This is a genomic window from Nitrospira sp. KM1 (assembly GCF_011405515.1).
Lineage (GTDB): Bacteria > Nitrospirota > Nitrospiria > Nitrospirales > Nitrospiraceae > Nitrospira_C.
This window is the reverse complement of record NZ_AP022671.1, coordinates 2,947,981-2,973,207: the sequence shown is the minus strand read 5'-3', so window position 1 is coordinate 2,973,207 and position 25,227 is coordinate 2,947,981. Positions and strand designations below refer to the sequence as shown.

26 protein-coding genes and 1 pseudogene are annotated in these 25,227 nt (G+C 55.7%); 7 read left to right on the top strand and 20 right to left on the bottom strand.

The features are described 5' to 3' along the window. Positions 1-28 precede the first annotated feature (28 nt). From W02_RS13985 to W02_RS22180, 16 genes and pseudogenes are all read right to left on the bottom strand, one after another. Positions 29-979, bottom strand: coding sequence for a hypothetical protein (locus W02_RS13985; protein ID WP_173048733.1), 951 nt, complete (start codon positions 977-979; stop codon positions 29-31). Next, positions 976-1,296: a MaoC/PaaZ C-terminal domain-containing protein gene (locus W02_RS13980; RefSeq protein ID WP_173048731.1), complete on the bottom strand. Its 321-nt coding sequence runs from the start codon at positions 1,294-1,296 to the stop codon at positions 976-978. The genes W02_RS13985 and W02_RS13980 overlap by 4 nt, the downstream gene beginning before the upstream one ends. A 3-nt stretch (positions 1,297-1,299) precedes the next feature. Beyond that, positions 1,300-2,712: an AMP-binding protein gene (locus tag W02_RS13975; protein WP_173048729.1), complete on the bottom strand. Its 1,413-nt coding sequence runs from the start codon at positions 2,710-2,712 to the stop codon at positions 1,300-1,302. A 5-nt stretch (positions 2,713-2,717) separates the two neighbouring features. Then, entirely contained in the window at positions 2,718-2,957 is a 240-nt protein-coding gene (locus tag W02_RS13970) for a phosphopantetheine-binding protein (protein WP_173051487.1), read from the bottom strand. Between the two features lie 42 nt (positions 2,958-2,999). Continuing rightward, the gene (locus tag W02_RS13965) at positions 3,000-3,818 is read right to left on the bottom strand and encodes a polysaccharide deacetylase family protein (protein WP_173048727.1); all 819 of its coding nucleotides are present in this window, start codon (positions 3,816-3,818) and stop codon (positions 3,000-3,002) included. Between the two features lie 19 nt (positions 3,819-3,837). After that, entirely contained in the window at positions 3,838-4,143 is a 306-nt protein-coding gene (locus W02_RS13960; RefSeq protein ID WP_173048725.1) for a hypothetical protein, read from the bottom strand. 227 nt (positions 4,144-4,370) lie between these two features. Then, entirely contained in the window at positions 4,371-4,769 is a 399-nt protein-coding gene (locus W02_RS13955; RefSeq protein WP_173048723.1) for a beta/gamma crystallin domain-containing protein, read from the bottom strand. 187 nt (positions 4,770-4,956) lie between these two features. Continuing rightward, positions 4,957-5,382 (bottom strand): DUF3015 family protein, encoded by a 426-nt coding sequence (locus W02_RS13950; RefSeq protein WP_173048721.1) that lies wholly within the window; start codon positions 5,380-5,382, stop codon positions 4,957-4,959. Positions 5,383-5,728: 346 nt separating this feature from the next. Continuing rightward, complete coding sequence (locus tag W02_RS13945) at positions 5,729-6,577, bottom strand: hypothetical protein (RefSeq protein WP_173048719.1); 849 nt, start codon at positions 6,575-6,577, stop codon at positions 5,729-5,731. A gap of 33 nt (positions 6,578-6,610) precedes the next feature. After that, positions 6,611-7,249: a superoxide dismutase gene (locus tag W02_RS13940; RefSeq protein WP_173048717.1), complete on the bottom strand. Its 639-nt coding sequence runs from the start codon at positions 7,247-7,249 to the stop codon at positions 6,611-6,613. A 21-nt stretch (positions 7,250-7,270) separates the two neighbouring features. Further along, positions 7,271-8,056, bottom strand: coding sequence for a BON domain-containing protein (locus W02_RS13935; protein WP_173048715.1), 786 nt, complete (start codon positions 8,054-8,056; stop codon positions 7,271-7,273). 245 nt (positions 8,057-8,301) lie between these two features. Continuing rightward, positions 8,302-8,949: an outer membrane protein gene (locus W02_RS13930; protein WP_173048713.1), complete on the bottom strand. Its 648-nt coding sequence runs from the start codon at positions 8,947-8,949 to the stop codon at positions 8,302-8,304. Positions 8,950-9,006: 57 nt separating this feature from the next. Continuing rightward, positions 9,007-9,285 (bottom strand): PepSY domain-containing protein, encoded by a 279-nt coding sequence (locus W02_RS13925; RefSeq protein WP_173048711.1) that lies wholly within the window; start codon positions 9,283-9,285, stop codon positions 9,007-9,009. A 54-nt stretch (positions 9,286-9,339) separates the two neighbouring features. Then, a complete protein-coding gene (locus W02_RS13920; protein ID WP_173048710.1) occupies positions 9,340-9,564 on the bottom strand; it encodes a CsbD family protein in 225 nt (74 codons plus the stop codon). Positions 9,565-10,018: 454 nt separating this feature from the next. Continuing rightward, positions 10,019-12,529: an excinuclease ABC subunit UvrA gene (gene uvrA, locus W02_RS13915; RefSeq protein ID WP_173048708.1), complete on the bottom strand. Its 2,511-nt coding sequence runs from the start codon at positions 12,527-12,529 to the stop codon at positions 10,019-10,021. 78 nt (positions 12,530-12,607) lie between these two features. Continuing rightward, positions 12,608-12,706: pseudogene (locus tag W02_RS22180) on the bottom strand (YgjP-like metallopeptidase domain-containing protein); the annotation flags it as partial. Between the two features lie 777 nt (positions 12,707-13,483). Here W02_RS22180 and W02_RS13905 point away from each other — a divergent pair. Then, entirely contained in the window at positions 13,484-14,245 is a 762-nt protein-coding gene (locus tag W02_RS13905; RefSeq protein ID WP_232068548.1) for a class I SAM-dependent methyltransferase, read from the top strand. Here the strand turns inward: W02_RS13905 and W02_RS13900 are convergent. After that, positions 14,227-14,496 (bottom strand): hypothetical protein, encoded by a 270-nt coding sequence (locus tag W02_RS13900; protein ID WP_173048702.1) that lies wholly within the window; start codon positions 14,494-14,496, stop codon positions 14,227-14,229. The genes W02_RS13905 and W02_RS13900 overlap by 19 nt on opposite strands. Before the next feature lie 23 nt (positions 14,497-14,519). Here W02_RS13900 and W02_RS13895 point away from each other — a divergent pair, with 23 nt between their 5' ends. The 6 genes from W02_RS13895 to W02_RS13870 all read left to right on the top strand — a co-directional run bounded on the left by W02_RS13895 (position 14,520) and on the right by W02_RS13870 (position 20,998). Beyond that, the gene (locus W02_RS13895; protein ID WP_173048700.1) at positions 14,520-14,855 is read left to right on the top strand and encodes a hypothetical protein; all 336 of its coding nucleotides are present in this window, start codon (positions 14,520-14,522) and stop codon (positions 14,853-14,855) included. Further along, positions 14,827-15,960, top strand: a complete 1,134-nt coding sequence (locus tag W02_RS13890; RefSeq protein WP_173048698.1) for a radical SAM protein — start codon at positions 14,827-14,829, stop codon at positions 15,958-15,960. Before W02_RS13895 ends, W02_RS13890 begins: the two co-directional genes overlap by 29 nt. Then, positions 15,929-17,995 carry a universal stress protein gene (locus W02_RS13885; protein WP_173048695.1) on the top strand — a complete coding sequence of 689 codons (2,067 nt, stop codon included), beginning with the start codon at positions 15,929-15,931 and terminating at the stop codon, positions 17,993-17,995. Before W02_RS13890 ends, W02_RS13885 begins: the two co-directional genes overlap by 32 nt. A gap of 72 nt (positions 17,996-18,067) precedes the next feature. Next, entirely contained in the window at positions 18,068-19,465 is a 1,398-nt protein-coding gene (locus W02_RS13880) for a radical SAM/SPASM domain-containing protein (protein ID WP_173048693.1), read from the top strand. A gap of 80 nt (positions 19,466-19,545) precedes the next feature. Further along, the gene (locus W02_RS13875; protein ID WP_173048691.1) at positions 19,546-20,055 is read left to right on the top strand and encodes a hypothetical protein; all 510 of its coding nucleotides are present in this window, start codon (positions 19,546-19,548) and stop codon (positions 20,053-20,055) included. Between the two features lie 520 nt (positions 20,056-20,575). Continuing rightward, complete coding sequence (locus tag W02_RS13870) at positions 20,576-20,998, top strand: hypothetical protein (RefSeq protein ID WP_173048689.1); 423 nt, start codon at positions 20,576-20,578, stop codon at positions 20,996-20,998. 21 nt (positions 20,999-21,019) lie between these two features. Here the strand turns inward: W02_RS13870 and W02_RS13865 are convergent, their stop codons facing one another. From W02_RS13865 to W02_RS13855, 3 genes are read right to left on the bottom strand one after another with little or no spacing between them, the layout of a single operon-like run. Then, positions 21,020-21,784: a 2OG-Fe(II) oxygenase gene (locus W02_RS13865; protein ID WP_232068547.1), complete on the bottom strand. Its 765-nt coding sequence runs from the start codon at positions 21,782-21,784 to the stop codon at positions 21,020-21,022. A 46-nt stretch (positions 21,785-21,830) separates the two neighbouring features. Beyond that, the gene (locus W02_RS13860) at positions 21,831-22,553 is read right to left on the bottom strand and encodes an outer membrane lipoprotein carrier protein LolA (RefSeq protein WP_173048687.1); all 723 of its coding nucleotides are present in this window, start codon (positions 22,551-22,553) and stop codon (positions 21,831-21,833) included. Then, on the bottom strand, positions 22,550-25,000 hold the full coding sequence (locus W02_RS13855) for a DNA translocase FtsK (RefSeq protein WP_173048685.1): 2,451 nt from the start codon (positions 24,998-25,000) through the stop codon (positions 22,550-22,552). Before W02_RS13855 ends, W02_RS13860 begins: the two co-directional genes overlap by 4 nt. Between the last annotated feature and the right edge of the window lie 227 nt (positions 25,001-25,227).

The following is a 25,227-nucleotide window of genomic DNA, read 5'->3' as shown; positions in this document are numbered from 1 at the left end:
AGGCACGTTCCACGGCGGCGAGTCCGTCTCACCGAATACGTCCGTCGGCGACCAGCAAAGGAGACTCAGGATGAAGATGTGCAGACTGTGTTTCATGAGGTAATCCATGGAAGTTAAACCAGTTGTAGGGATACAACCGACAATGGTGTTCGAGTCTGCCGACATACCGTTCGAGCCAAGGACGAAGGTCGTCGGACGACCTGGGACGGACCGCCGGCATCGCCTCGCTCAATAGCTCGAAGCGTCCGGTATAGCGACGCCCGCCTTCGTACAGTCCGAAGAACAAAATAACGGGAGCCCGCAACAACGCGGCGAGCAATAATGGCCCCTCGGGAAATCGAGTCGGCTGCCCCAGAAAGGTGCAGACCATCGCCCGGTCGCCGCGAAAGATCCGATCTCCCAAAATTCCAACCAGCTCGCCGAGATCCAGCCGCTCCTTGACCATCAGCATCGTATCCGGCGTACCGGGTGAAATGATGCGAGGCCGGATGGCAGGATTGAGATTGTGGAGGACCGCGTTCAAATTCGGAGTCGCGCCTTCGTGCATGACCATACTGATCGGCAGCTGCCGTTCGAACAGACCGTGGGCCCTCAACATTTCGAAGCTGCCCAGATGCGAGCCCAGTAGAATGCATCCACGCTTCTGTTCGAGATACGGTTCGAGGATCTCCTCCCCTTCGATCCGCACCTCGAAATGCCGGTGCTTTCCCGACAGCAGATACACTCGGTCATGTATCGTGGACGCGAAGGTGTGAAAATGTCGGAACACATCCATCGAACCCACCCGGCGTCGCAGCACCTTTTCGAGATACTCTTTGGAGATGCGGCGCGTCCCTCCGGAAAACACCGTAAAATAGAGGCAGATCGGATATAGAAATACTCGTGACAGGCCGCGTCCCAGCCGCAGCGTGATCCACGTCAGGCACAGGATCAAACGGCGACTGCCTCGTTCTCGTTGATCGAGCCAGAGACTGTTCACGGTACGTCGCCTCCGGACGAGGGCGACTCCGGTGTGAGGATACCCGTCACAATGCATGTGATCCCACTCTTCACGGTAAAACATGTCTTCTCGTTCGAATGATCAATGGTGATGGTAAATCGTTGACCGGGCAGTAACGGGGACAGAAATTTCGCCGAAGGCATCCTGAACGCGTCCGACATTCCGCTACAATACGGCTCGACCGCCCGCAACACCTCGTTCAGAATCACCACGCCCGGCACGATGGGATGGTCAGGGAAATGCCCGGTTAGAGATGCGTGAGCAGGGTCGATGCAGCACGGCAGTTCGATATGCATGGATCAGCCTCGAACAGAGGGGCACGATTTGAGTCGATTCGCAAATGCTTCCAATCGTTCACGCGGCAGCTTCCCGGTAGTGTTCCGTGGCAACGCATCGACCAGGTATAACGGGCGGGGCAGGAACACCGGATCGATGCGCTTCCGCAGTTCGCCAAGAATGCGTGACCGGGATATCCCCGGAGCCACGATGAAGGCGCTCAACCGGCCCGTTCCCGTTCGGCCTTGATCCGGCCAAAAAAATGTTCCGTCCACAACTCCTGAAATACGGGTCAGCGCGTTATTCAAGGCTGCCAACGAGGCCCGCTTGCCTGCTACCTTGACCAGATCGTAGCTCGAACCCAACAGATCCAACGTCCGATCATCTCCGACGACGATTCGATCCGTGAGTTTGAGCGCAGTTCCGACATGACCGCCGCTGACCCATGTCTCTTCGCCGTTCTGTCGGATGTTCAAGCCATCACAGAGCTGCCACCACTTGCCGTCGACTGTCCGGCGGGAAGCGATGATGCCGCCTTCTGTGCAGCCATAGATTTCATAGACAGGAGCCGACCACGATCGTTCGACGTCCTGCGCTAGTGACGCCGTCAGCGGCATGGTGGCCGAAATGATGCCTTCGAGCCCCGTGAGCACCGCTCCCTGGCCCATGTACGCACGCAGGTGGACCGGGGTCGTCATCAGCCAGACAGGAAGATCGATCTGCTCGATATCGGCCATGATGTCCGCCGGGAGGATCGGCATACCGGCATGAATGCCCCATCCGCATTGCAGCGGAAGCATGATGGTCGTCTCCAGCCCATACATATGCTGGGCCGGTACGGTGCCGACTGCGATGCTCGCCTTTTTCCGGCCAAGATCGAATTGGCGACGCAGCGCATGCGCGCCTTGGATGAGACTGCCCCATCGTTTGGCATGGGCTTGAGGACATCCGCTGCTCCCGGATGTAAACACGATGGCGGCCAGCTGATGAATAGAAATCAATGGGTTATGAGGCGCCGGAGCGACCCTCTGGACATCTTCAGGGAATGCGAACGTGGAAAGCCCAGACGGAACATCCGCATGATCGGCCAGCACATAAACGTCCTCGTACTCATGCGAGAGTTGTTGCAACGGCTCGGCCGCCCGGCAGGTCGGCAGGAGGCTGATCTGTCTTCTCACCAGAGCCGCGCCGAAACCGACGGCAAAGTAATAGCGATCGTTGCAGAGATTGATCACATGCCGTTTTGACGGCAGGCGCGCAGCCAGTCGCCAGACTGCGCTCAAAAAGTGGCGGACCGTCACCGTCGTGCCTTTGCGCCATGCGAATGGAGCATCGAGTTCAGCGTATCGAACCAGTGGACTGATCCATGGCGAGGCGGTCACGCAGCCGCCGATTTCCGATGACTCGAACGTCGCGGCGGACCTGTGCGTGCTCACGGACATCATCGGACCCTATGCCGGTCGATGTGTGCCGCCAATGCGTGCAGCGAGCCGAAGGCGGCGCGGTCTCCCGACCGGAGATCGACACCGTATTTCCTGGATACCGCCAAAGCGATTTCCAGCAGATCGATGGAGTCAAGTCCCAGTCCTTCTCCAAACAATGGAGCTGAAGGGTCGATCTCCGTCGGTGCAACTTCCAGTTTCAGTGTGTCGACGATCAGACCGGCCATTTCTATTTCCACCGCCTGCGCCCCTTCGGATTTATCTACCGGTATTGACATGGATCACCCTGTGGTCACACACATTCCGGAATGGAATGTCGGTACGGGATTGTGAACTGCACACTGCAGGGCGCCGTCCAGCACGTCACTTGGTTGGTCAAAAAACGGTTTGGTATGGAGCGGCAGACCCAGCCGTTCGGCTTCATCAATCAGCAAGGAAAGATATTCGGCAAGATTGTCAGCGGTATAGGCATTCGTGTCATGGAATGTCACCACCACCGGCCGAGTCTCCTCGCGATCTCGCCTGGCCACGTGTCGGGATTCATTCCGGACGCGATTTAATTGTGATCGAAAGTTCCAACGCCGGAAGACATGTGCTCCCCAATTTATTCCGTCATACGCTTTGACATCCGATAGCAGCATGTGCAGGTCATGACGCCCGTAACATTCCAAAGATCGGGCGTTGTACCGCCAATAGGGCGGCCGGACCAACAGCGGCGATCGATGCATGATCGCCGCGAGATCCTTCTTGCCGTTCTCCAATGATCGTTCTAATTCCATCCGGGACAAACTGGTATGACTAATGTGTCCTGTCGCGGTTCCAGTATGGAGGCCGAGGACGTGACCTTCCTGATGTTCTTGTTTCAAGATCACACGACCGGCTGCCGACCCTCCACCTTCCGGGTGTCTGGTCTGGACGAAGAAGACGGCTTTAATTTCGTCCTGCACGGAATTGACCGCGAGTGTCTGCAGGACCCTGGACGTACAATGATGAGGGCCATCGTCGAACGTAAGGAGGAAGCGGACTTTGAGGCCCGAAGCCGGTTCATAGCTCTCACCGGTTCCGTCAGCGCTCTTCGGCGTAGAGGCATCGGTGAACACGATCGCATTCTCCTATTTGTTAAAGCGGCTGTTTTTCGACAGATCCGTGCTCCGCCCGAGTCTGAACGACTTTGCCGGTGCAGACATATGTATTGCTGTAAATCCAGGCGATCGGTCCGGATGTTTCTTGGTGCTGCATGTCCACGAGCCGTACTTTCACATTCAATTGTTTGGCATCTTCCTTCAGACCCTCAATGCATCCCTGCGGAGAACGACCGCTCGAAACAACTTTCTCGATTTCGTCGGTGTCGAAATTCGGGATCGTGTAATGCGGTCCGCAGCCTCCGACCGTCAGTGCCAATGCCATCAACATCCGCACTCTCATAAAGTCCTCCTTATCATTCTGCCGTTTTCGACCATGTTAAAGATGAATGTTCCGTCTAAACTCCGTCCGCCACCCCGCACCAGCGATCGCCTCTTCCACCCGTCACAGATGAAACGACTCTCACAACAACATCATCATATGACGACGATAGGTTGTGCTCATCCGAAAGGGCTCCGTATGGGAGGGGGAGGGGTCAACCTAACCCCTCCGTGGGAGAGTCGGGTTGATCAGTTGGGACCGCAGGCGATCTTGAGTGATTCAATGTCATTGGCCATGTCGAGCTTCCCCAAGTTGGGAACCCGTTGACCCGGTGCAAACGCCAATTCCGTCCCTTTGAAATCTTTGTCTTCATAGGCACGGACATTCGCATTCGATCCTACAATGACGCTTTCGATGTCATTGCTCCAATCTTTTCCTGCCACATTCTTCAAAGTCGCATATTCCTTCGGACCCTGCAGCTTCACATGAGGATCGTCCATATCGAAGTTGTCGTCTTCAAAAATCTCGATGTAGCAGTTCTTATCGACTACCTGCATTTCCAGATCCGCTCCAAAGGCGGAATAGGAACCAGCCAGTGCCACTGCCGCAACCAACAATCCAATCCTTCCGGACTTCGTCTGTATCATACGTCCTCCATTGAAGATGCCCAGGGGGTTGTGACCCCAGCCACAGCTCCCTGAGCAGTAGGTTTATCTCAAAATCCCCAGAAACCACAGGATGATTAACAGACTTGCCGGAACACCGAGCAGCCACAAGATTACGCCTTTGCCCATCGGTCCCATGTCATCCTCCAATCTGTCATCCAATAGGTGTTTACGGCGTGACGAGCGAGGTCGGAAGTACACTGTTCAACGCCGTAACCATCTTCACATGCGCGGTCGCGTCCTCTTGCAGATCCGCGGGGAACAACCATGCGTGATGCTCTTGAAGCAGTTTGCCGAACTGTGCCTGCCGGGATTCTGGAACGCCATACAAGACGGCGAGGGACGTGAGATACTGTCCGCTGCCCGAGGCTGCCTCTTGCCGTAAATTCTCATAGGACACCCCGGCAAAAAGCTTGATCTGTTGATCCCGCTCGACCATGCCGTCTGCTGTAAACATGGATTCAGGACTCGTGCTGGAAAAGAATTTCACGGTCGAATCGACCGTGGCCTTGGTGGTGTTGCATGCCGTGATGCTGAGAGCCAGACAGACAACCCCGCACGCGACCAATGCTCTGTACCCGCTTCGTGTACTCATGATGATGCTCTCCTTCACTATGGAATGAACTCGATGGTTATATGTCCATCGCCAGCAATCGAGGTCTAGAGCAAACAGCAGGCCTGATTATCAGTACGCGCTGTATCAAGCGTGCTGACGCATGTTTTATGGATCTAGCGCTGAAGATCTCTCCCGGTTCCATATGGACTCCCTGTGGAATAACCTGTCCACGGGGGACAAAGTGCGCAGATTCAACCGGCTTATTGAAGGCAAGACTTGTGACTGCTGATTAAAGAGTGTTCAGAACGAGAGAAGAGAAAATCGGTGGAGTGGCTAGGAGACCCGTCCTTACGATCTGTGGCGCTGAGGAAGAGAAGTCCGCTGGCTATCGACTTTTCTCCTTAGGCGGCACCGCTACATCGATGACTTCATCGTCCTCATCAATCATGACCGTCACGGCATCTCCTTTTTTCATGGTTGCCAGTTTCTCTTGCACCAATGGTCGCACATGATAGGACTGTTGCCCGCGATCTTGCGTCTTGATGGTAATGCGATCTTGGGAAAGCGGTTCGATGATGGTGCCGTCGATCCGCGGATAGGAACCTTTCAAAGGTGACTTCTGCTCCGGCAGTCTGCGTGCCTGATCCACGGCCTGCGGATTCGCGAACGTGGCATCGACAATCTTATTGGTTTCGTCGAGAAGAAAGACCCCCTGCACTCCCACCGGAATCGATGCGAGTTTGCTTCTCGATGCGGGTCGAATCTCAAAACTGTCTTCACGTCCCTCCGTCGTCTTGATGACGACGCGGTCATGACCGACAGGAAGGTGTTGGGCGATGCTTCCACGGAGCACGCTGTGCCCTCCGCTCCGTTCACCCGCGAGATGATAGTCGACGACGAGATTCTGCTCATTGAGTGTCAGGATCAGCTCATCTCCTGGTTGAACGGTAAATCGCTTTTCCTCGGAAGGCTTGACCGGGACGAAACGGGGCTGCAATTCACCGATGTCGACTTTGATTTGCTCGGACGCGACGGCCGTCACTGTTCCGACGACAAGCCTGTCTCCTGAGAGCAATTGAGGCTGTTCACCCAGACGTTGATAATGTTCTTCGAGTAACGCGCTCCGAAATGAGACAGCCGGTTTGTCCACGCGTGCTGGAGGAGGCGCCGCATGTTGGCACGCCGCCCCCAGCAACGGCCCGCAGATGATGAGGCTTCTCAGCAGGACTTGCACTCAGTGGGCTCCTTCCAGCTGTTGGCTCACGGCTCACGTGTGCTGCGCCGCGTGGTGTGCGGGAGAGCTGATCAACCGTTGATTGACCGTTCCCCAGTTGACATTGCTGAAGAACGCGTCAATGTACTCGCCGCGCTCAGATGGCTTGTAATCCAGGATAAAGGCGTGCTCCCAGGCATCCATGACAAGGAGCGGGACAAAACCCGTGACGTTCCCCACTTCATGCAGGGTAATCCAATGATTGGCCAGTTGTCCCATGGTTGGATGGAGATAACACACCGCCCACCCGACCCCTCGCATTTTGCCGACTCCGACAAAATCCGCTTTCCATAATTCGAACGATCCGAAACTGTCCTCAGCCGCCTCTCGAAACGGGGAATGGTCGGGCGATCGATCGGACCCCCCCCGCATGAGGTTATCGAAGTAGTATTCGTGAAGCACCATACCATTCGACTCAAACCCCATCCTACGTTTGAGCTCGGAATAGGCCGGCATCTCCTCCTGATCCACCTTTCCGTCCTTGAGAAAATCCCTCAAGAGCTGCATCAGCCGATTCGTTTCCTTGACGTACCCCTCGTAAAGTTTGAAATGGGTATCCAACGTCCGATCGGAAATCCCCCGCAGTCCATGCAGATCAAATGATCTGGCAGTATAGGTTCCTGTTTGTTTCATAGATTTCTCTCCGTTCTGGAGCTATGGTTGCACCTGCAGATTATTGACAACTTGCGTGACCCCGCTCACGTCCCGTGCAATCTGTTCCGCGCGGACTTTATGACCGGAAGAAGGCACGACGCCGTTCAAATAGACGGTGCCCTCCGTCGTATCGACATGGACTCGCGCGAGATTGGCAATGCGATCCGTCGTCAGACGTTCCTTGACCGTGGCCGTAATCAATGGGTCATTCTGGATCAGACCGGAAGAAGGCACAATTCCGGTCGCGGGAGGCACGGGGGGCACTTGGAGGTTGTTCACGACCTGGCGTACGCCAGGGATTTCACGCGAGAGCGTCTCTGCCCGGAATTTATGATCGGGAGACGGCACGGATCCGTTCAAACTGACGATACCCTGCTGGGTATCAACGGCGATTTGAGAAGCGTTGATTTGACGGTCGTTCATCAGACGGCCTTTGATCGACGATGTAATGACCGCGTCGTCAATGACCGGCCGCACTTGAAGCTGATTGACGATCAACCAGTTCACCGCGGGTGAGGCTAGCACCGTATTCCTGGCGATCTGTTCCGCCCGGGCCTTTTCGTCCGATGTTGGAACAACACCACTGAGATAGACGTGACCGTCCTGGGTGTCGACTCCGACCTTCGTCAGATCTATCTTTTCCTCCGCAAACTTATTCTTGATGGCGGCATTCATTCTGGCATCAGCCGACTGGCTTGAACTCCAATGACTCGAGCCTCCCTGGCAACCTCCCAGGAAACCCAATAGGGTAAGGACGCAGGCTGCATTGATCATGGTCGTCTTCATGACATTTCTCCTTTGATTAGTCTAAATTTTCGGTTTTGGCGGCCCATTTCTCGGCGTTTCATCGACCGAGTATTCCGTTCCTTTATCGTGAGCTGACTCTTGGCGCCCGACAGGAGGGGTGGGCACAACCACAATGTCCATCGGTTTGGTTGTCGGCGTTCCTGCAATTATCCGAACAAAATTCCTTTCCCGGTTGCGCCTCGCACGAACAAGATGGATGAGCACATTTTTTCATCAGTTCACCTTCAGAAGTGGAAATTCAATCCGACGGTCACCATGTGGCCGTTGTCGTTGAAACTTTTATCTTTGATGTTTTGATTGGTCGAATCGATAGTCTCCAACCAGACATACCGATAGGTCGAATCGATTGAAAATCGTGTGTTCAGCATCCACTGAACGCCACCTCCCGCGTGTGCCCCGAACCGGTTCTGCGTATCGCTGGCGCCATTTGGATTGTTGACGTTCGTGTAATACCAGCCGCCCCCGCCGAGCAAGAAGGGGCTGATGCGTTTGCCGGGAAGCAGATAGATCAGTGCTGACACTTGAACCGGATAGGTTCGTGTAAATGTGTCTCCGTATTTCTTTTCCCGATAATCGACCGACCCTTCTATGGCAAATATCTGACCAAGATGCAGGCGCGCCTGAGCTCCGCCATACCATTTCGGGCTCGCCCCCGGAGGATCAAAATAGGTCGCGCGACCACCTAACGATACAAGACCTTTTTCCACGTCATCAAAAACATAATTCTCGGCTTGCGTTGCGGAAGGCATTCCCAGCCCTCCCGCCAAGCCACCTCCGATCAAAACAGTGGCGATACCGACCCTTACCTTGGTGACCACGTTGGATCGGACGACGCGGCGAGCGAACCTGGATAAAACGGATTGCCTCTTCATGATGGCTCTCTCCATGAGCGTATGCCGGGGCCTCGAAAAGCCCCGGCATCACCCGAACTATTTGTCGATCTTCACTTGCATGGTTTGCGCATCGACATAGACCATCCGGGTCTTATCGCCATTGTCGATGATCTCGACTTTATACACAGTTCGTCCCTCTTCCCTCCCGATCTGAGCTTCCACGGCCTTTCCAGGCATTGCAGCCACGGCGGCCTGCACGGCTTTGTCGAGAGTCACGGAAGCGCCTTTTGACAACTCCTTGTTACTCTCGAAGAGCGCCCAGGACGGAGACGTTAGCAAGGCTGTCATGACAACGGCTGCGGCAAACTGTTTCATATGTATCCCCCTATCGGTGTAACGCCATGCGCTCGCAATTCCTTTGTTATCAGCTCAGATCTTTCCTTGTGATCCGGCCGCATGCTGCTTTTCGTACCATTGATCGGCCCAACGGCTGACCTCGTCCTTTTTGTCGCCATATCGTTCTTGCATTGCGCCAGTGAACTTGTCGTAATCTCCTTCGATTTTCATCAAATCATCGTCGGTAAACTTCCCCCATTGCCTCTTCAGCTCACCCTTGAATTGTTTCCACTGCCCTTTGAATTGATCGCTGTTCATAGTTCCTCCTCATGACTTTGGTGATTGGGTCAGACTCCGGGTCTGTTTGCATCCAACATGATTTGCTCCGCGATGCGTAGCAATCCTTGGAAGAAACGCATACATCACGCATGAGCTAGCAAGCAGCGGACCAGCTCTGTGAAAGACTGGTTTGCTCGGCGGAAGGATTCGGAATTACAGCAGAACTTCGATATAGCCGAACGGCACGAGGCGTCGAAACCAATTAGAAGGCTTCTGGAATTTCAGCGCTCGAGGAATAGGTTGTCCTATAAGAAGAGAAATGCAGTTCATTAGAGTGCATACGATTTCACGATGCTATCGCAGCGTATCCACGCAGATGGCGAACCTGCAGACATTATTTCCGAAAAAGACAGTGTGTCCTAGTAGTGTTTCTTAGGTCCAGGCTGGGGAAGCGGGGGAAGGAGCCAAACGCTGGAGACATCGTGTATGTGAGTCAGCCTGCCAAGACTTCTTTCAGGACCTGTCCAGTGTATGAGCGTTTCATTTTTGAAACTTCTTCGGGAGATCCTTCGGCCACGATATGGCCGCCTCGATCGCCCCCTTCCGGACCCAGATCGATAATCCAATCCGCATTCTTGATCACGTCGAGATTGTGCTCTATGACCAGCACCGTATTGCCGGACTCGACGAGCCTGTCCAATACGTCGAGGAGCCGCTGGACATCGGCAAAGTGCAGACCCGTCGTCGGCTCGTCCAGGATATACATTGTCCTCCCCGTGGCCCGCTTCGACAGCTCGCGCGATAATTTCACCCGCTGCGCTTCTCCGCCGGACAGGGTCGTGGCCGATTGTCCAAGTTTCACATAGTGAAGACCGACGTCATGGAGTGTCTGAAGTTTCGATTTGATCAACGGGATGTGTTCGAAAAATTCCAGCCCTTCGTCCACCGTCATGTTGAGGACATCGGCGATGCTTTTCCCTTTGTGCAGAATTTCCAGCGTCTCCCGGTTGTATCGCTGTCCTTTGCAAACCTCGCAGGTGACATAGACGTCCGGAAGGAAATGCATCTCGATCTTGATCAGGCCGTCGCCCTGGCAAGCCTCGCATCGTCCGCCCTTGACATTGAAACTATAGCGGCCGGGCTTATATCCGCGCACTCGCGACTCCGGCAAGTTGGAATACAAGTCCCGGATATAGCCGAACAGCCCGGTATAGGTGGCCGGATTCGAACGGGGTGTGCGTCCGATCGGAGATTGATCGATGTCGATGACTTTGTCGAGGGCATCGGCTCCCTTCAACTCTTTGCATCCGTCAATCTTTGGTTTCCTGCTGTAGAGAAGTTGGGATAGCGAATGAAATAGAACTTCCAGCACCAAGGTGCTCTTTCCCGAACCGGACACACCGGTCACACAGGTCAGCAATCCCAGCGGAATTTTCGCGGTCACTCCCTTTAAATTATGTTTGGATGCCCCTACGACGGAGAGCCACGCTTTGGGAAGTCTCTCCCGCTTCGGGACAGCCACCATTTCTACGCCGCGCAGATACCGGCCGGTCAGGGACTGTGGATCCTTCATGATTTCTTTCGGCGTGCCCTGCGCAATCAGCCGGCCGCCATGGGCGCCAGCGCCGGGTCCCATATCCATAATATGATCCGCCGCCATCATGGTTTCGGCATCATGTTCGACGACGACCACGGTGTTGCCCAGGTCACGCAGCCGCAGGAGGGTCTGAAGTAGGCGCCGATTGTCGCGCTGGTGCAGCCCGATGGAAGGTTCATCGAGAATGTAGAGCACGCCGACGAGGCCGGATCCAATCTGTGTCGCGAGCCGAATGCGTTGTCCTTCTCCCCCCGAGAGCGTGGCCGCTGCCCGGTCCAGCGTCAGGTAGTCCAATCCGACATTGACGAGAAACGCGAGACGCTCGCGAATCTCCTTCAGAATACGATGCGCGATGATCATTTCCCGCTCGGTAAACTTGAGAGCCGAAAAGAACTCCGATGCCACACGGACCGAAAGCCGGGTGACTTCCGCGATGGACTTCCGGGCAACCTTGACCGACAGACTCTCCGGCCTGAGCCGCGCACCGTGGCACACCTCGCAGGGCTCCAGGAGCGTCAGGTCTTCGTCTTCCGGGCAACCGGGCGTGACGGCATAGCCGATCCCATCGCAAGCCGGGCAGGCTCCGTGAGGGCTGTTGAACGAGAAGATTCGAGGCGTGACTTCGGGATAACTGACGCCGCAGCGGATACAGGCCAGTCGTTCGCTGTAGAGTGCCATCGCCTGGTCATCGGTCAGCACGCCGACCAATCCGCCGGACAGCTTCAGCGAGGTTTCGACCGAATCCGCCAGACGGCGCAGCATGGCATCGCCGGATTTCATCACCAACCGGTCCACGACGATCTCGATGGTATGTTTCTTCTGTTTATCGAGCGTGATGTCGTCGCCGAGATCGACGATGACGTTGTCGATGCGGGCCCGAACATAACCGGCTTTACGCATTTCGAGCAGTTCTTTGCGGTATTCCCCTTTGCGGCCCCTCACGATCGGCGCGAGAATCTGAAATTTCATCCCGTCCGGCAATGCCGCGATGGCGTCAACCATTTGCTGGACGGTCTGCGCCGTGATCTCTTCTCCGCACTGGAAACATGTCGGCTTTCCGACCCGGGCAAACAACAGGCGCAGATAGTCATAAATCTCCGTCACCGTTCCAACGGTCGACCGGGGATTGTGGCTCGTACTCTTCTGTTCGATCGAAATGGCGGGCGAAAGCCCCTCGATGGAATCAACATCAGGCTTTCCCATTTGCTCGAGAAACTGGCGGGCATAAGCTGACAACGACTCGACGTACCGGCGTTGCCCCTCGGCATAGATCGTGTCGAAGGCCAGCGACGACTTCCCTGAACCGCTCAGCCCGGTGATGACCACCAGCTTGTCGCGCGGGATTTCCACGTCGATGTTCTTGAGGTTGTGCTCTCGGGCGCCCTTGATGATGATGGAATGGCTCATGGGGTGGGGGATTATATCATGTAGAAAAATAGGATTGAGAGGTTCGGTATCAGGAGTCTGGCCAGGCGCAGCACGCGCTCACACATCCATCGACGCGCCGTTTTTCCTCAGCCACTCCCTTCGCTCTCGATAGCTGGGCATGACTTTATCCACCTCGTTCCAGAATGACTCGGTGTGAATCATCCTTGTAGCGTTCCTTGATCATGATAGCCGAATCGCTTTGCAGGACCTCTGATATGCGATATGCATGGCCCGCCTCATGCGGGAGAATCGGGTTCAATGCTATTGGCACAATTTGCAAATCCATGGAATTGAAAATATTGCCTGGAAACTAGGTTCAGGAAACAAGTGTTTTACAGCTGTCAGTATGCAAATTCCGCTAGGCGTAAGCCGGCCAGAAAATCAGTCCTTGACAGGCGCTCCCACCTTCACGTGCACGCGACCGGTCGGAAGGTCGTGCATGAGACCCCTGCATTTGTTGGCGGGGTTGTCCAAATGCCCGCCGTTCTAAATCAATACGGCAGGTGCACCTGCGGTATCGATCCAGTATCAGTCTCTGTTCCTCAATCCTGGGAACAGGGAGCTGAAGATTACGGAGTGTCGAGGACTGGATGGCTTCCATCACAGCCTCTTGAGATATAGCGAACAAACCACCGTGCATGATTGAGTTGCCAACACCCCCAGGTCGGGCGAAAAACGATTATTATCAAGGTCATCGTCCAGACATGCTTTGTACTCGGACGCATCCATAATTCCCGTACAAATCGCCGCAAGCGCGGAGCAGGAAGCTGGAAGCTGGTTGAGAGTAAGTTTCGTCATGTGCGGCGAAGTCCAGCCACTAACCCCGAGTGAGGCAATGGGAATGCCGCCCAACCGGCAACAGGTCTGTTGTCGGCTTGACACCGCCTCGAAGCAGGTGCTACCACGCTGAGCATGTTATCTGTGGAGGAGTCCGTGACGCAGACCCAGCGCCAGGGCGACGCGGAAGCCCGCACCATTTCGACCTGGTCGGGAGAGGCCCGTGAGCAGGCGGTACAGCGGATGTTCACGGCGATCGCCGGGGTTTATGATCTGAACAATACGCTGCTGAGCTTTGGGTTACACTATCGCTGGAAAAAAATCACCGCCTCGTTGGTCCCGCGAGCCGAACAGGGAACGGCTCTCGATGTCGGAGCCGGCACTGCCGATCTTGCTCTACTTGTCGAACCTCTCATGGGAAACGCCGGGCGAGTTATCGCCTCAGATTTGAACCACGCGATGCTCGTGGAAGGGCTCAGGAAGATTCAAAGCAAACAACTGGATGACAAAATCACCTGCATGCAGGCGAACGCCGAGCATCTGGGCTTTGCCGACGGGACATTCGATGCCGTCACAACCGGATTCTGCATGCGCAACGTCGGGAATCTCGCCCAGGCCGTGGGCGAAATCCGGCGTGTCATGAAGCCGGGCGGCACGTTCGTGTGCCTGGAATTCTCCAAGCCGGTGTTTGGTTGGCTACGAACTCTCTATGATTGGTATTCGTTTACATTGCTTCCCTGGATCGGCACCAAGGTTGCCCGCGACAGAACCGGCGTCTATGAATACCTTCCGGCGTCCATCCGCACATTCCCCGATCAGGAACGGCTCTGCCAGGTCTTGCGCGACGCGGGCTTCCGGCAGGTATCATATAGAAATTTAACAGGCGGCATTGTTGCCATTCACGTGGCAATCAAATAAAGTGCTGGGTCCTGAATGCTGAATCCTAAGCGAGCATTAAATGAAGAAAATTGAGCGATTTGAGGATTGGTTGCCTGGCAGAAGGCACGAATTTGCTGTGTTTCTCGTGGCGCGACATTCAAATCTTCTCGCCGCACGAAGGCGATTCGTCTCTTGAGCATGCATTCAACTTCTACTTTGCGAGCAACCCTCTCAAACGCATCGTCGCATCGATCGAAGGCGTCAAACAACTTTACCGGTATTACCGCCACATCTATACGATCCTCTCGTATCCTTGGCATATCGGAAGGAGTTTGCCAAATCCCAGATCATGATCGGAGGCGGCGCCTTCACCGCCTTTGCGGATCAGTTGATCGACAAGTTGCCGGAAGGCACCATCGGGCTCTTGGGCGAGGGTGAAGACGCCATCCTGAAGCTGATCGAGGGACGATCGATCGAAGATGAACGTTACATCATTAAGGAAAGCGGGCGGATCCGGAAGGGGCAACAGGGCTCGCCGGCCCTCCTCGATGCGCTGACAGTCGACCTTCCCTATCTCAATCTTCCCGCAATACGGGGCCTACCGAGACGAAGCGATCGGCGTGCAGACCAAGCGCGGCTGTCCCTATGACTGCGCCTTCTGTCTTTATCCTTATATAGAGGGCAAACGAGTCCGGTATCGCCCCCCCGGCATGGTAGTCAAAGATATTGCGCAACATTACCATCAATGGGGCGCCAGGCGGTTCTGGTTCACGGACGCGCAGTTTATTACAGGGAAGGAAGCATACCCTCAATGCACGGAGATCTTAGAGCGGATTCTCAGCGAGAAATTGGAAATTGAATGGTCGGGATATATCCAGACGTCCTTGATCACCCCTGACCTGGCCAAGTTGATGGTCCGCTCGGGAGTGGGAGACCTGGAGGTGGCGATCACATCGGGTTCCCAGGAGGTCCTGAACAATCTGTACATGGGCTTCAAACTCGAACGGCTCTATGACGGATGCCGCTATCTTGCCGAGGCCGGCTTTAAGGGCAAGGTCATCCTGAACGACTCGCTGAATAGTCCCAAAGAGACGGAAGAGACACTGCTGCAGAGCGTCGAGGCTTATAAGATGGTTGCATCCATCTTGGGCGAAGAACGGGTGTTTCCGCTGATGTTCTTCCTCGGAATCCAGCCGAACACCGATCTCGAACAACGTTTGCTGGAAGAAGGGTACCTGTCGGCCGGCTATAACCCGCTGATGCTGACGCCCAACAGCATCAGAAAACTGCTCTATAATCCTGCACCGTTGAACAAAATTATCGCGAAGGCATGCCTCAAGGCCTGGGAACAAAAAAGTGGAAGCCGTGATCCCAGGAAATGGACCGGTTCGCTATCCCAGACCTCGCAGGAGGGCGGCACGTACGCCGACGCCAACTTGCTCGTGGCATCGAAGGGAATTCCGGACGGGACACGCTCCTCTCCCTGGAAGAATCCTGCGGTCCAAAAAACCTCGCCTCTCGGCCTCGCATTCAGAGGGAAAATCCCTCACGACCTCCTCGCCCTAACAAGTCCTTTCTACCCCCTGAATACCTTGCAATCCCGAGACGGCCGGTGCTATCATGCCGTTTCTTTTACAGAGGCGGCCATCGTCAACCATTTGGTTTTTTTGGCAATTATGACGATTCTCGCCGTCTGTGAGGGTGCCTGGAGGAGACATCTCAATGTACAAGACTATCTATATTCCGGTCGATAACTCCGACCATTCCAACACGGCGGTGGACGTCGGCGTTCACATGGCCAAGATGTTCGGAGCCAAGATCGTCGGCAGCCATGTCTACGCGGCCAAGATGCACGACAAGCGATTCAAGCAGATGGAGGCCGGACTTCCGGAAGAGTATCACGACGAGAAAGAGCTCGACCGCCAGCGCCAGATCCATGATTCCTTGATTACCAGAGGACTTCAGATCATCACCGATTCCTATCTGGACTACGTCGATAAGAAATGCAACGAGGCCAACCTACCGATTGAGCGCCGGTCGCTCGAGGGCCGTAATTGGAAGGTCCTGGCGGAAGATATCAATACGAATGGCTACGACCTGGTCATCATGGGCGCATTGGGGGTGGGAGCCGTCAAAGACAGTGTGATTGGCAGCAATACCGAGCGTGTGATCCGCCGCATCCGCAATTCGGACATGTTGATCATTAAGAATATCCAGCCCATGACGTCCGGTAAGATCGTCGTGGCGGTGGATGGCAGCCCCTATTCATTCGGCGGCCTGATGACCGGTTTGGCCTTGGGCAAAGCGTTGAATATGCCCGTTGAGGCGATTTCCGCATTCGACCCCTATTTTCACTATGCCGCTTTCCATAGCATCTCAGGTGTCTTGAATGAAGAGGCCGGTAAAGTATTCCGGTTCAAGGAACAAGAAAAGCTGCACGAAGAGATCATCGACAGCGGCTTGGCGAAAATTTATCAATCGCACCTGGACATCTCCCGCGAAATCGCACAGGCGGAACAAACCGACATCAAGACGACCTTGCTCGACGGCAAGGCCTTTGAAAAGATTATTCAATACGTTCGGAAAGATATTCCTGCGCTCCTCATCGTTGGCCGCATCGGCGTCCATAGCGACGAGGACATGGATATCGGCAGCAACACTGAAAATCTCCTACGGAGCGCACCCTGTAACGTCCTGGTCTCCAACCGAAAGTACGTGCCTCCGATCGATACCCAGGCGGAATACACGATCGCCTGGACCGAAGAGGCCCTCCATCGGATGGAAAAAATTCCTGTCTTCGCACGAGGAGTCGCCAAGACCGCCATTCACCGGTATGCAATCGAAAAGGGTCACACGATCATCAGCAACACGGTCGTGGATTCCGCGGTCGGCCATATCCTTCCCAAGGGTGCGATGGATGCCATGCGCGCACTCGGTGGAAATCTGGATGCTGCCGGAATCGATCGGGACAAGATGCAGGCGGATGATTCGGTGGCGAAAGACCTCATGGGCTCCACGTTGAGCGGCATGATGACCCAGGTCGTCGAAGACAAACCGAAAAATTCCGAGGTCACGCAGGCCTATCTTGACCGGATGAATCAGAACTATTTCGTATGCGACGGATGCGGATACATTGGCAAGGGCGATACACCGGTCAAATGTCCGGTTTGCGGAGCCGAAGGAGCCAGGTTCAAGCAGGTCGACAAGAGCATCTTTGAAGCCGCGGCCAAATCGGAAGGCGCCGTCGAAACCGACGTGGCCTACGACGATGTGCCGATGCAATGGACCAAAGACGCGAAGGAAGCCATCCGTGCGGTTCCAGCCGGGTTCCAACGACGGCGCGCCAAAGCCAAGATCGAGAAAAGCGCCCGCAAATTAGGCATGACGACGATTACTCTCGAATACGCCGCGCCGATGATCCAAGAGGCGGCTTCGGAGGATTACCAACCGATTTTTGCGAACAAAGGTGCCGGCATCTCGGCTGACGCGGCAGCCAAATTGGACGCGGTGAACGGAACGGCGTCGAATGGACATCCCCCTGCCGATTCAGTCCCCTATACCTGGACCGCCGATGCCCAAGCGCGACTTGAGCGCGCGCCGGATGGATTTATGCGTGATTGCACCAAAGCGTTGATCGTCAAGCATGCGGATAAGATCGGAACGACGCACATCACGCTGGAAGTTGCGAACGAAGGCATCGAGCAGGCGAAAGGGTACATGGAGGAGGCCATGAAAACCGGCAACCTCAAGGACATGATTGCCAACCTGACCGGAAAGGCCAAAGCATAGTTCTGAGTGCGGCGTCGGATCGGAGCCACCTCCGATTTCTTCATACGCCACTCTCAGCACTCAGGACTGACTATGGGAAAGTCGCTCCCGATTCTCAATATTCCATCTCTGACGGCAGGGCTGGGCTCGTTTCAGCAGCAGGTTACACAGTTCTTCACCCCTACGCCTGCCGGCGTCGGTCCGTATGATGGACGCACCGTCGATGACTTCAAACCCTATCTCGTCGCACTGAATCTCACCAAGCGCTGCAATCTCAAGTGCGATCATTGCTATCTCGACGCGACGACCAAGGCGGCCGGAGGGGACGATGAGCTTTCGACCGACGAGTGCTTCCGCCTGATCGATCAAATTGCAGCCGTGAATAAGGGATGTCTGATCGTGATCACCGGTGGAGAACCTCTGGTGCGCCCGGACATCCTGGATATCGCCCGCCATGCCGTCTCTCTCGGCTTCATGGTGGTGTTCGGGACCAATGGCATGCTCATCGACGACCACATGGCCCGCACGCTTGTAGACATCGGTGTCATGGGCGTAGGAATCAGCATCGATTCCCTGGACGCCGCCAAGCACAATTCGTTTCGCGGGGTGCCCGGCGCGTGGGAAGCAGCCGTGGCCGGCATCGAGGCGAGTAAGCGCAATGGATTGCAGTTCCAAATCCATTTCAGCGCCCAGCCGATGAATTATCAAGAATTGCCGGCTGTCGTCGAATGGGCCCATACACTCGGTGCCCGCGTGCTCAACGTCTTCTTCATGGTCTGTACGGGACGGGGGGAAGAGTTGACCGATATCACCCCGGCGCAATACGAAGAAGTGCTCGGGTACCTGGTGAACTGCCAGGACAACTACCAAGGCATGCTGGTCCGTGCCCGTTGCGCACCTCATTTCAAACGCCTGGCCTACGAAAAAGATCCGAATTCTCCGATCACCAAAGCGACCGGTTACATGGGCGGCGGATGCCTGGCCGGAACGAACTATGCCCGTGTGACCCCGAACGGCGAATTGACACCCTGCCCCTACATGCCGCTGTCAGCCGGCAACGTCCGGGAGAAGAGTTTCGCGGATCTCTGGGAGCAATCGGACATATTCAATTCCTTCCGATATCCTCAGCTGAAAGGCAAATGCGGAGACTGCGAATACACGGATATCTGCGGCGGGTGCCGCGCCAGGCCGTATGTCGACCATGGGGACTGGCTGGACGAAGACCAGTGGTGCCTGTATACCCCCAAGGGCGGGGAAAAGATCAAGGTCGCGTTCAATGTCCAGGAAGAGACCGAGGTCAACTGGGACGAAGCATCGGCCTTACGCTTGAGCCGGATTCCCTATTTCCTACGGGCCATGGTCAAGAAGGGCGTCGAAAAACATGCGCGCGAACACCACATCGGGCTCATTACCGTCGAGTTGATGGAAGAACTCCGCAAAAAGCGGTTCGGGAATGACGCTCCGGTCTTCAAACCTTCGTCCCACGCCTGAACGCTGACTCGACCCATTGGTGTTTCCATGTACCAGCCCGGCACACAACAGTTTACTTTCGACCAAGAAGGCTGACTCAGGTGGACGCTGCACAATCAATCGCGACCGACCTCAATACGCTCATCCCTATTGTCAATCATTGGTTCCACCTGTTGTCGGCGGTCATTTGGATCGGAGGATTGGCGTTTCTGGTGATGGCGGTCACTCCGGGCCTTCAAAAGAGCGTCGCGAAGGAACACATCAAACCCATTACCGATGTGTTCTATCAGCACTACAAGAAGGTCGCCGGCATCCTCCTGGTTGTGCTCCTGTTTACCGGTGGGATCAATCTGCATTATGTCAACCAGGTGCTGACCTCTCAGACGGGAACGAGCATCCAACACCATGCGAAATACCTCACTGTGTTTTTCATCAAGCTCTTCCTCGTCCTGTGCCTTCTCACCCTGTTTCTCTACACCGTCATCTTCAAGTCGGATGATGAGGACGACGAAACGGAAGCCTACGAGGCCGTTCCGTTCCAACGTGCGGCACTTTGGATGGGGTTCTTCATCATCCTGTGCGCCGCAGCCATGAAACATCTACATCAGTAACCCCCGCAGTAACCCGGCCACCCAGTCTACACCTGCTAAACCCTGTATCCGTCTAGCTTTTTCTTCGTATTCATTCGGATACGTCTTTCGCCATTCCATTTTTGATCACAAATTCATTTGAGCCATTGGAGATGAAAAATCATATACAGATCAGACCGTTGTCGCCCTGTTGTTTAGAAAAACACGGTTTCTAGGTCGTGGTACGAGGGTTGCTGAGGCGACTCAACGTGACCATATCGTCCCTCCAACCTCATCCGGTTTCCACTTGCAGGTATTGTACGTTTGGCGCGGCCCGGCGTCGATGGACCCTCACTGAAGCGGCCCCACAACTGTGCCGCTGGTGTGGCGACCTCTGGATAGTGCCCATCTGGAGCGATCCCACCGCCACGGACCTGCGCCACATGGCCGCGTTTGCCCGTCCTCTGGGCACGCGGCCTTTCTTTTGGTCGGCATGTCAGTTGATCCCATCCACAAGCCGGGTTGTCGGAACGATCGCCCGGCATAGCTCGAAAGGAATGCCATGGCCATTCAAGAGGTAATACAGAATTCTGAACCACGTCTCATTCCCATTAACGGAGGGGCTCCTGCTACAACGGGAAACTCCAGGCAGCCGCTCTGCAGAAAGGTCCGGCTGACCGTGAACCTGCCCACCGACTTGGTGGAACAGATGCGCGACGCCGTGTATTGGACGCCGGGTTTAACCCTCGCCTGGGTGATCGCTCGTGCCATGCGGGAATCTCTCGCCGACCTGCATGCCACCAACCGCGGTCCATTTCCAAGACGAGCAAAGCCCTTGCGTGCCGGGCGGCCTCGCCTCACCGGTCAATCAATGCAAGTCCACCAGCGCGCGTCCGCTCCCGACTCCCAACAAGGGGCAGAGCCATTGCCGCAGATCCATGCCATGAGAATTCCGAATAACCATTCGAGCGGAAATCGCACGTGAATCGATGATGCGCGAAACCGGTCAGTGCGTCCGGCGAGGAGAAGCGGCGCGCTTGAATACACCGCGAAGACCGAAGTAGGCAAACGAGTCTTTGAGGTTGGAGTAGAAGCGCTTGATCGGCCCCATTTCGGGATTGGTGACGTATTCCATTGTCAGGGCAATGCGTTCCTCTCCTTCGCCGAGTGGAGTTACGGCATGCCACAGCTTGTCGCCGTTGAAAACGACCATATCGCCAGGCTTGGTAGTCAATTCGAGTTTTTTCGACGGCGTGGTCGGATGATCTTTGAACAGCTCGCAGACCAGTTTGCAATGCGTCGATCGATCCACGAGACCCATCAGAATAGTGTACCGAGCCCCTTTGTAATAGGACGTATCGTAGTGGAATCCGATATGATCTCCGGGTTCAGTATAGTAGTAGAGCGCGCATGAGTGCGGGTCATGGTCCGGACATAGCATCAACTTGACCCCCGTCAGACGGCTCAGGAAATCCCTGAACGCCTCGGACCGATAGAGATCGAGAAACACCGGGGCCTTTTCCATGACCGTGTAGTAGCTGACGCTTCCGCCTTTCTTATGGCCGGGGATATAATTACGGTTCAGGCTCCCTTTCACACCCTGCGCCTCAGGAACCAAGAGGGTTTCAACGATCGAGTGATCGAGGAATTGCGGGATGAAGAGAAACTCGTTTTGATCCCAATATTCCCGATTGAGACGATCAAAGTCCAAGCCGGCCACCGCCTGCTCTACTGCGTCCCTGACAGAATGTTGCGCGGCCATATCGATCATGCGCACTCCAAACTCTTCGACCCTTTCTCTACCTTCGGCAGGGCCTCTATGGCTGACTTAACACAGGCGCCTTGACGATTTCCACATCGGCAGGAAAATTCGGCTCGAACAGATCATCGCCGATCCCAATGTTGGCTTGCAGAGAGGAGAATTCGAAATTCGACACGTTGCCGCTGACTTCGTGAAGCGAAACGGTCCGTATGTAGTAGGTTTTCGGGAACACTTCGACGACGATTTTTTGCAGATTCCGCTGTGCCTCGCCTTCATGAATCTTGGGCACCAAGGTCAGGAGAGGGATGCCTCCGATGCCGCGTCCCTTCCCCGGCGTGGGCTCCACGGTAAACGACTCGTCGAGCTTGGCAGCTCCCTGTAAGAGTTCGAGCGGCGCTTTCGACGCGGCCATTTGCGTCAATTTTCCGACCAAGACCTGCTTGTGTTCCGGGACGTAGACCTTCACATCTTCCTTGTTGACATAGATATCCTCCGTCGCAGGGTCCAGATAGTTCCATCGCAAGCGGCCCGGCTTCTTCACGTACACTTTGCCGGATGAAGTAATGGGACGCTCAAACCCTTCGATCAAGGTTTTTTGCGTAAAGTCGGCTTGCAAATCCTTGGTCTTCTCATACCGGGCCTGTAGCCGTTTTACCACTTCCCGGACTTCCTTCCGGGCCTGCTCGTCGACTGATTCTTCAGTCGCCGCCAAGCCGATTCCTGTGATAAGCCCTGCGACCAACCATGCGCACCATAGCACCTTCAGCGTATCGATCATCCCTGTGCCTCTCCTACCGGCCCCCGCCTTCCGATAACTTCCCGGCGTCCGTCGCGCCCGGCGGCGCCAACAAGTCCATCCGCCTCCATCTGCTCAATCATCCTGGCAGCTCTCGGATACCCGACACGCAGCCGGCGTTGGATCAATGATGCGGAAGCCTGTCCGGTGGACAGGACCAGGTCCTTGGCCTGTTCATACACTTCGTCCTGGGCCTCTTCCTCTTTGGCTTCTTCCTGTTTCAACGACTGGAGTTCGGGATTGTAACTTGGAAGGGCCTGCTCTTTGACGAATTCAACGACGTGGCGGACGTCGTCGTCAGAGACAAAGGAACCATGCAGGCGCATCAACCGGCCTGTGCCGGATGCCAGGTACAGCATATCTCCCCGTCCCAACAAGGCTTCCGCCCCGTTGGCATCCAGGATCGTGCGCGAATCGGTCTTCGAGGAAACCTGAAAGGCGATCCGTGCGGGGAAGTTTGCCTTGATCAGCCCGGTCAAGACGTCGACCGACGGACGCTGTGTGGCCAGAACCAAATGAATTCCCGACGCGCGAGCCATCTGGGCCAGCCGTGCAATCTTATCTTCGACGTCCTTGGGCGCTACCATCATCAAATCGGCTAATTCGTCGATCATGACCACGATGTATGGAAGCGGCTCCGGCGGTGTAGGCGGCGGAGCAAACGATCCCGGATTTCCTTCAGGGATGCTGCTCTCACCGGCCGATAATCTGGCCTCTTCCGACAAGAACTGTATGGGTAGCTCTGGTTGGTCCAGCTTGGCTTCTGCACCTTGATCACCGGCAACCCCCTGGGCACCCGCCACCTTCCGGTTGTACGAATCGATGTTGCGGACGCCGGCTTCAGCCAGAAGCTTATAGCGCCGTTCCATCTCTTGGACGACCCAACTCAACCCTCGCGCCGCGGACTTCGGATCGGTAATGACCGGGCGCAACAGGTGCGGAATCCCATCGTAGGTTTGAAATTCCAGCATCTTTGGATCGATCAGCAGCAGCTTGACTTCATTCGGCCTGGCCGACAGCAGGATGCTGATGAGCATGGTATTGAGCCCGACGCTCTTCCCTGCTCCGGTGGCCCCGGCCACGAGTAGATGCGGCATTGTCTTCAAATCGGCGGTGACAGGCGCACCGAAAATGTCCTTCCCCAGCGCCAGCGTCAATTTGGAACGGGCGCGCGTGAACGCTTCGCTCATGACGACTTCCTTCATCGAGACCATTTCGCGCTGCGCATTGGGCACTTCAATGCCGACCACGGACTTCCCGGGAATCGGCGCCACGATTCTGAGGCTGATGGCTTTCATCGCCAGAGCCAGGTCATCGGCGAGGTTGACGATGCGCGCGACTTTCGTGCCGGGGGCAGGCTCGAATTCATACATCGTCACGACAGGGCCGGGCCGGACTTCGGTGACTTTTCCCTCGATGCCGAAACTCATCAATGCCCTGGAAAGGATCTCGGACTGCAGGGTCAATTCGGCATCGCTGATGCGCGAAACGGTACCCGAGGACTCGCTCAAGAGCTCCCTGGGATCTGGCAGACGATAATGCCCGGCAATAGGTTGTTCAGGCACATGAACGGGTTCGCTTTCGACCTCCGCAATTTCTCGTGCAGACTCCTTGACCGCTTTCACATCCAGGGCCGGCAATGGCTGCAGTGGGGGCTGGATGAGGGGCGGTTCGGGCATCAATGGTTCGTCCGATTCCGGAAGCACCTCCTCGATCACCGAACGTATCGTTTTCGTCGTCTTGAGTTTTTTGACCTTGGCAGCGTCCTTGGACGATTCGGTCCTGCCACGTTCAGGGATAAGAGCATACCCCGCCTCCAGGATTCTTCTCCCCCATGCCGACACTCTCAGCATCAGCTGTGCCAGCGACCACGGCGTGGTAAACAGCAATGCCACGAGCAACCCGGCAAGAATTAGAATATGCGCCCCCGTGCTGGCGAAATACTCGCGCAGACCGTTGGCCAGCGCTTGACCGAAGAGTCCTCCCGCCTGCCCACGGTAGACCATTCCGCTCGAGATGGTAGGGACGGCGGTGACCTCCAGGTGAAGCAATCCGCTCAGAAACAGCAATGCGACCAGCGAAGCCGCCGCATTTCTCAGCCGGATCGACAAGTCGCTTTGAGTGAAACACCGCGCCCCCATCAGGCCGAGAAGGAGCGGAAACAGATATGCGGCACCTCCGATCAACGAGAACAGCACCGACGAGAACACGGCACCCACCGAACCGATGAGGTTATGGGTCGGAGGAGAAATCGTCGTGCCGGCCGTGGCAATAACCTTGGGTTCACCGGGGACAAACGATAACAGACTCAACAGGGTAAGCAGACTCAGTGCGATGAGGATGACGCCGATGACTTCACGCTGGATATGGGAGGGGGGAGCAGGGGCGCGGCGGGCGTCGCCCCGCTTACTCGAACTGGTAACGCCCATGGAGCGGATGCTAACACAGGAATGAGGCCATTACAAACGACTGTCCTGTCTTCACATGCGCCGGACCGGACAGGATCACGCAGTCGTCGACGCGACGACAGATCTCCCGCTCGCCCAGATAGATTGAGAAACGAATTTTTTCTTGCGAGAGAGATCCACGCGAATATGATGATGCTGGTGCTCAAGCCTCTCACGTGTTTGGAGCTTGAGCCCGGTATGGCTACCAC

What these genes read in the sequence shown, in the direction of transcription:
- W02_RS13980 (WP_173048731.1), bottom strand. Translation starts at nt 1,296, where the DNA reads ATGCATATCGAACTGCCGTGCTGCATCGACCCTGCTCACGCATCTCTA.
- W02_RS13960 (WP_173048725.1), bottom strand. Translation starts at nt 4,143, where the DNA reads ATGAGAGTGCGGATGTTGATGGCATTGGCACTGACGGTCGGAGGCTGC.
- W02_RS13955 (WP_173048723.1), bottom strand. Translation starts at nt 4,769, where the DNA reads ATGATACAGACGAAGTCCGGAAGGATTGGATTGTTGGTTGCGGCAGTG.
- W02_RS13950 (WP_173048721.1), bottom strand. Translation starts at nt 5,382, where the DNA reads ATGAGTACACGAAGCGGGTACAGAGCATTGGTCGCGTGCGGGGTTGTC.
- W02_RS13940 (WP_173048717.1), bottom strand. Translation starts at nt 7,249, where the DNA reads ATGAAACAAACAGGAACCTATACTGCCAGATCATTTGATCTGCATGGA.
- W02_RS13935 (WP_173048715.1), bottom strand. Translation starts at nt 8,056, where the DNA reads ATGAAGACGACCATGATCAATGCAGCCTGCGTCCTTACCCTATTGGGT.
- W02_RS13930 (WP_173048713.1), bottom strand. Translation starts at nt 8,949, where the DNA reads ATGAAGAGGCAATCCGTTTTATCCAGGTTCGCTCGCCGCGTCGTCCGA.
- W02_RS13925 (WP_173048711.1), bottom strand. Translation starts at nt 9,285, where the DNA reads ATGAAACAGTTTGCCGCAGCCGTTGTCATGACAGCCTTGCTAACGTCT.
- W02_RS13920 (WP_173048710.1), bottom strand. Translation starts at nt 9,564, where the DNA reads ATGAACAGCGATCAATTCAAAGGGCAGTGGAAACAATTCAAGGGTGAG.
- uvrA (WP_173048708.1), bottom strand. Translation starts at nt 12,529, where the DNA reads ATGAGCCATTCCATCATCATCAAGGGCGCCCGAGAGCACAACCTCAAG.
- W02_RS13885 (WP_173048695.1), top strand. Translation starts at nt 15,929, where the DNA reads ATGTACAAGACTATCTATATTCCGGTCGATAACTCCGACCATTCCAAC.
- W02_RS13880 (WP_173048693.1), top strand. Translation starts at nt 18,068, where the DNA reads ATGGGAAAGTCGCTCCCGATTCTCAATATTCCATCTCTGACGGCAGGG.
- W02_RS13870 (WP_173048689.1), top strand. Translation starts at nt 20,576, where the DNA reads ATGGCCATTCAAGAGGTAATACAGAATTCTGAACCACGTCTCATTCCC.
- W02_RS13865 (WP_232068547.1), bottom strand. Translation starts at nt 21,784, where the DNA reads ATGATCGATATGGCCGCGCAACATTCTGTCAGGGACGCAGTAGAGCAG.
- W02_RS13860 (WP_173048687.1), bottom strand. Translation starts at nt 22,553, where the DNA reads ATGATCGATACGCTGAAGGTGCTATGGTGCGCATGGTTGGTCGCAGGG.
- W02_RS13855 (WP_173048685.1), bottom strand. Translation starts at nt 25,000, where the DNA reads ATGGGCGTTACCAGTTCGAGTAAGCGGGGCGACGCCCGCCGCGCCCCT.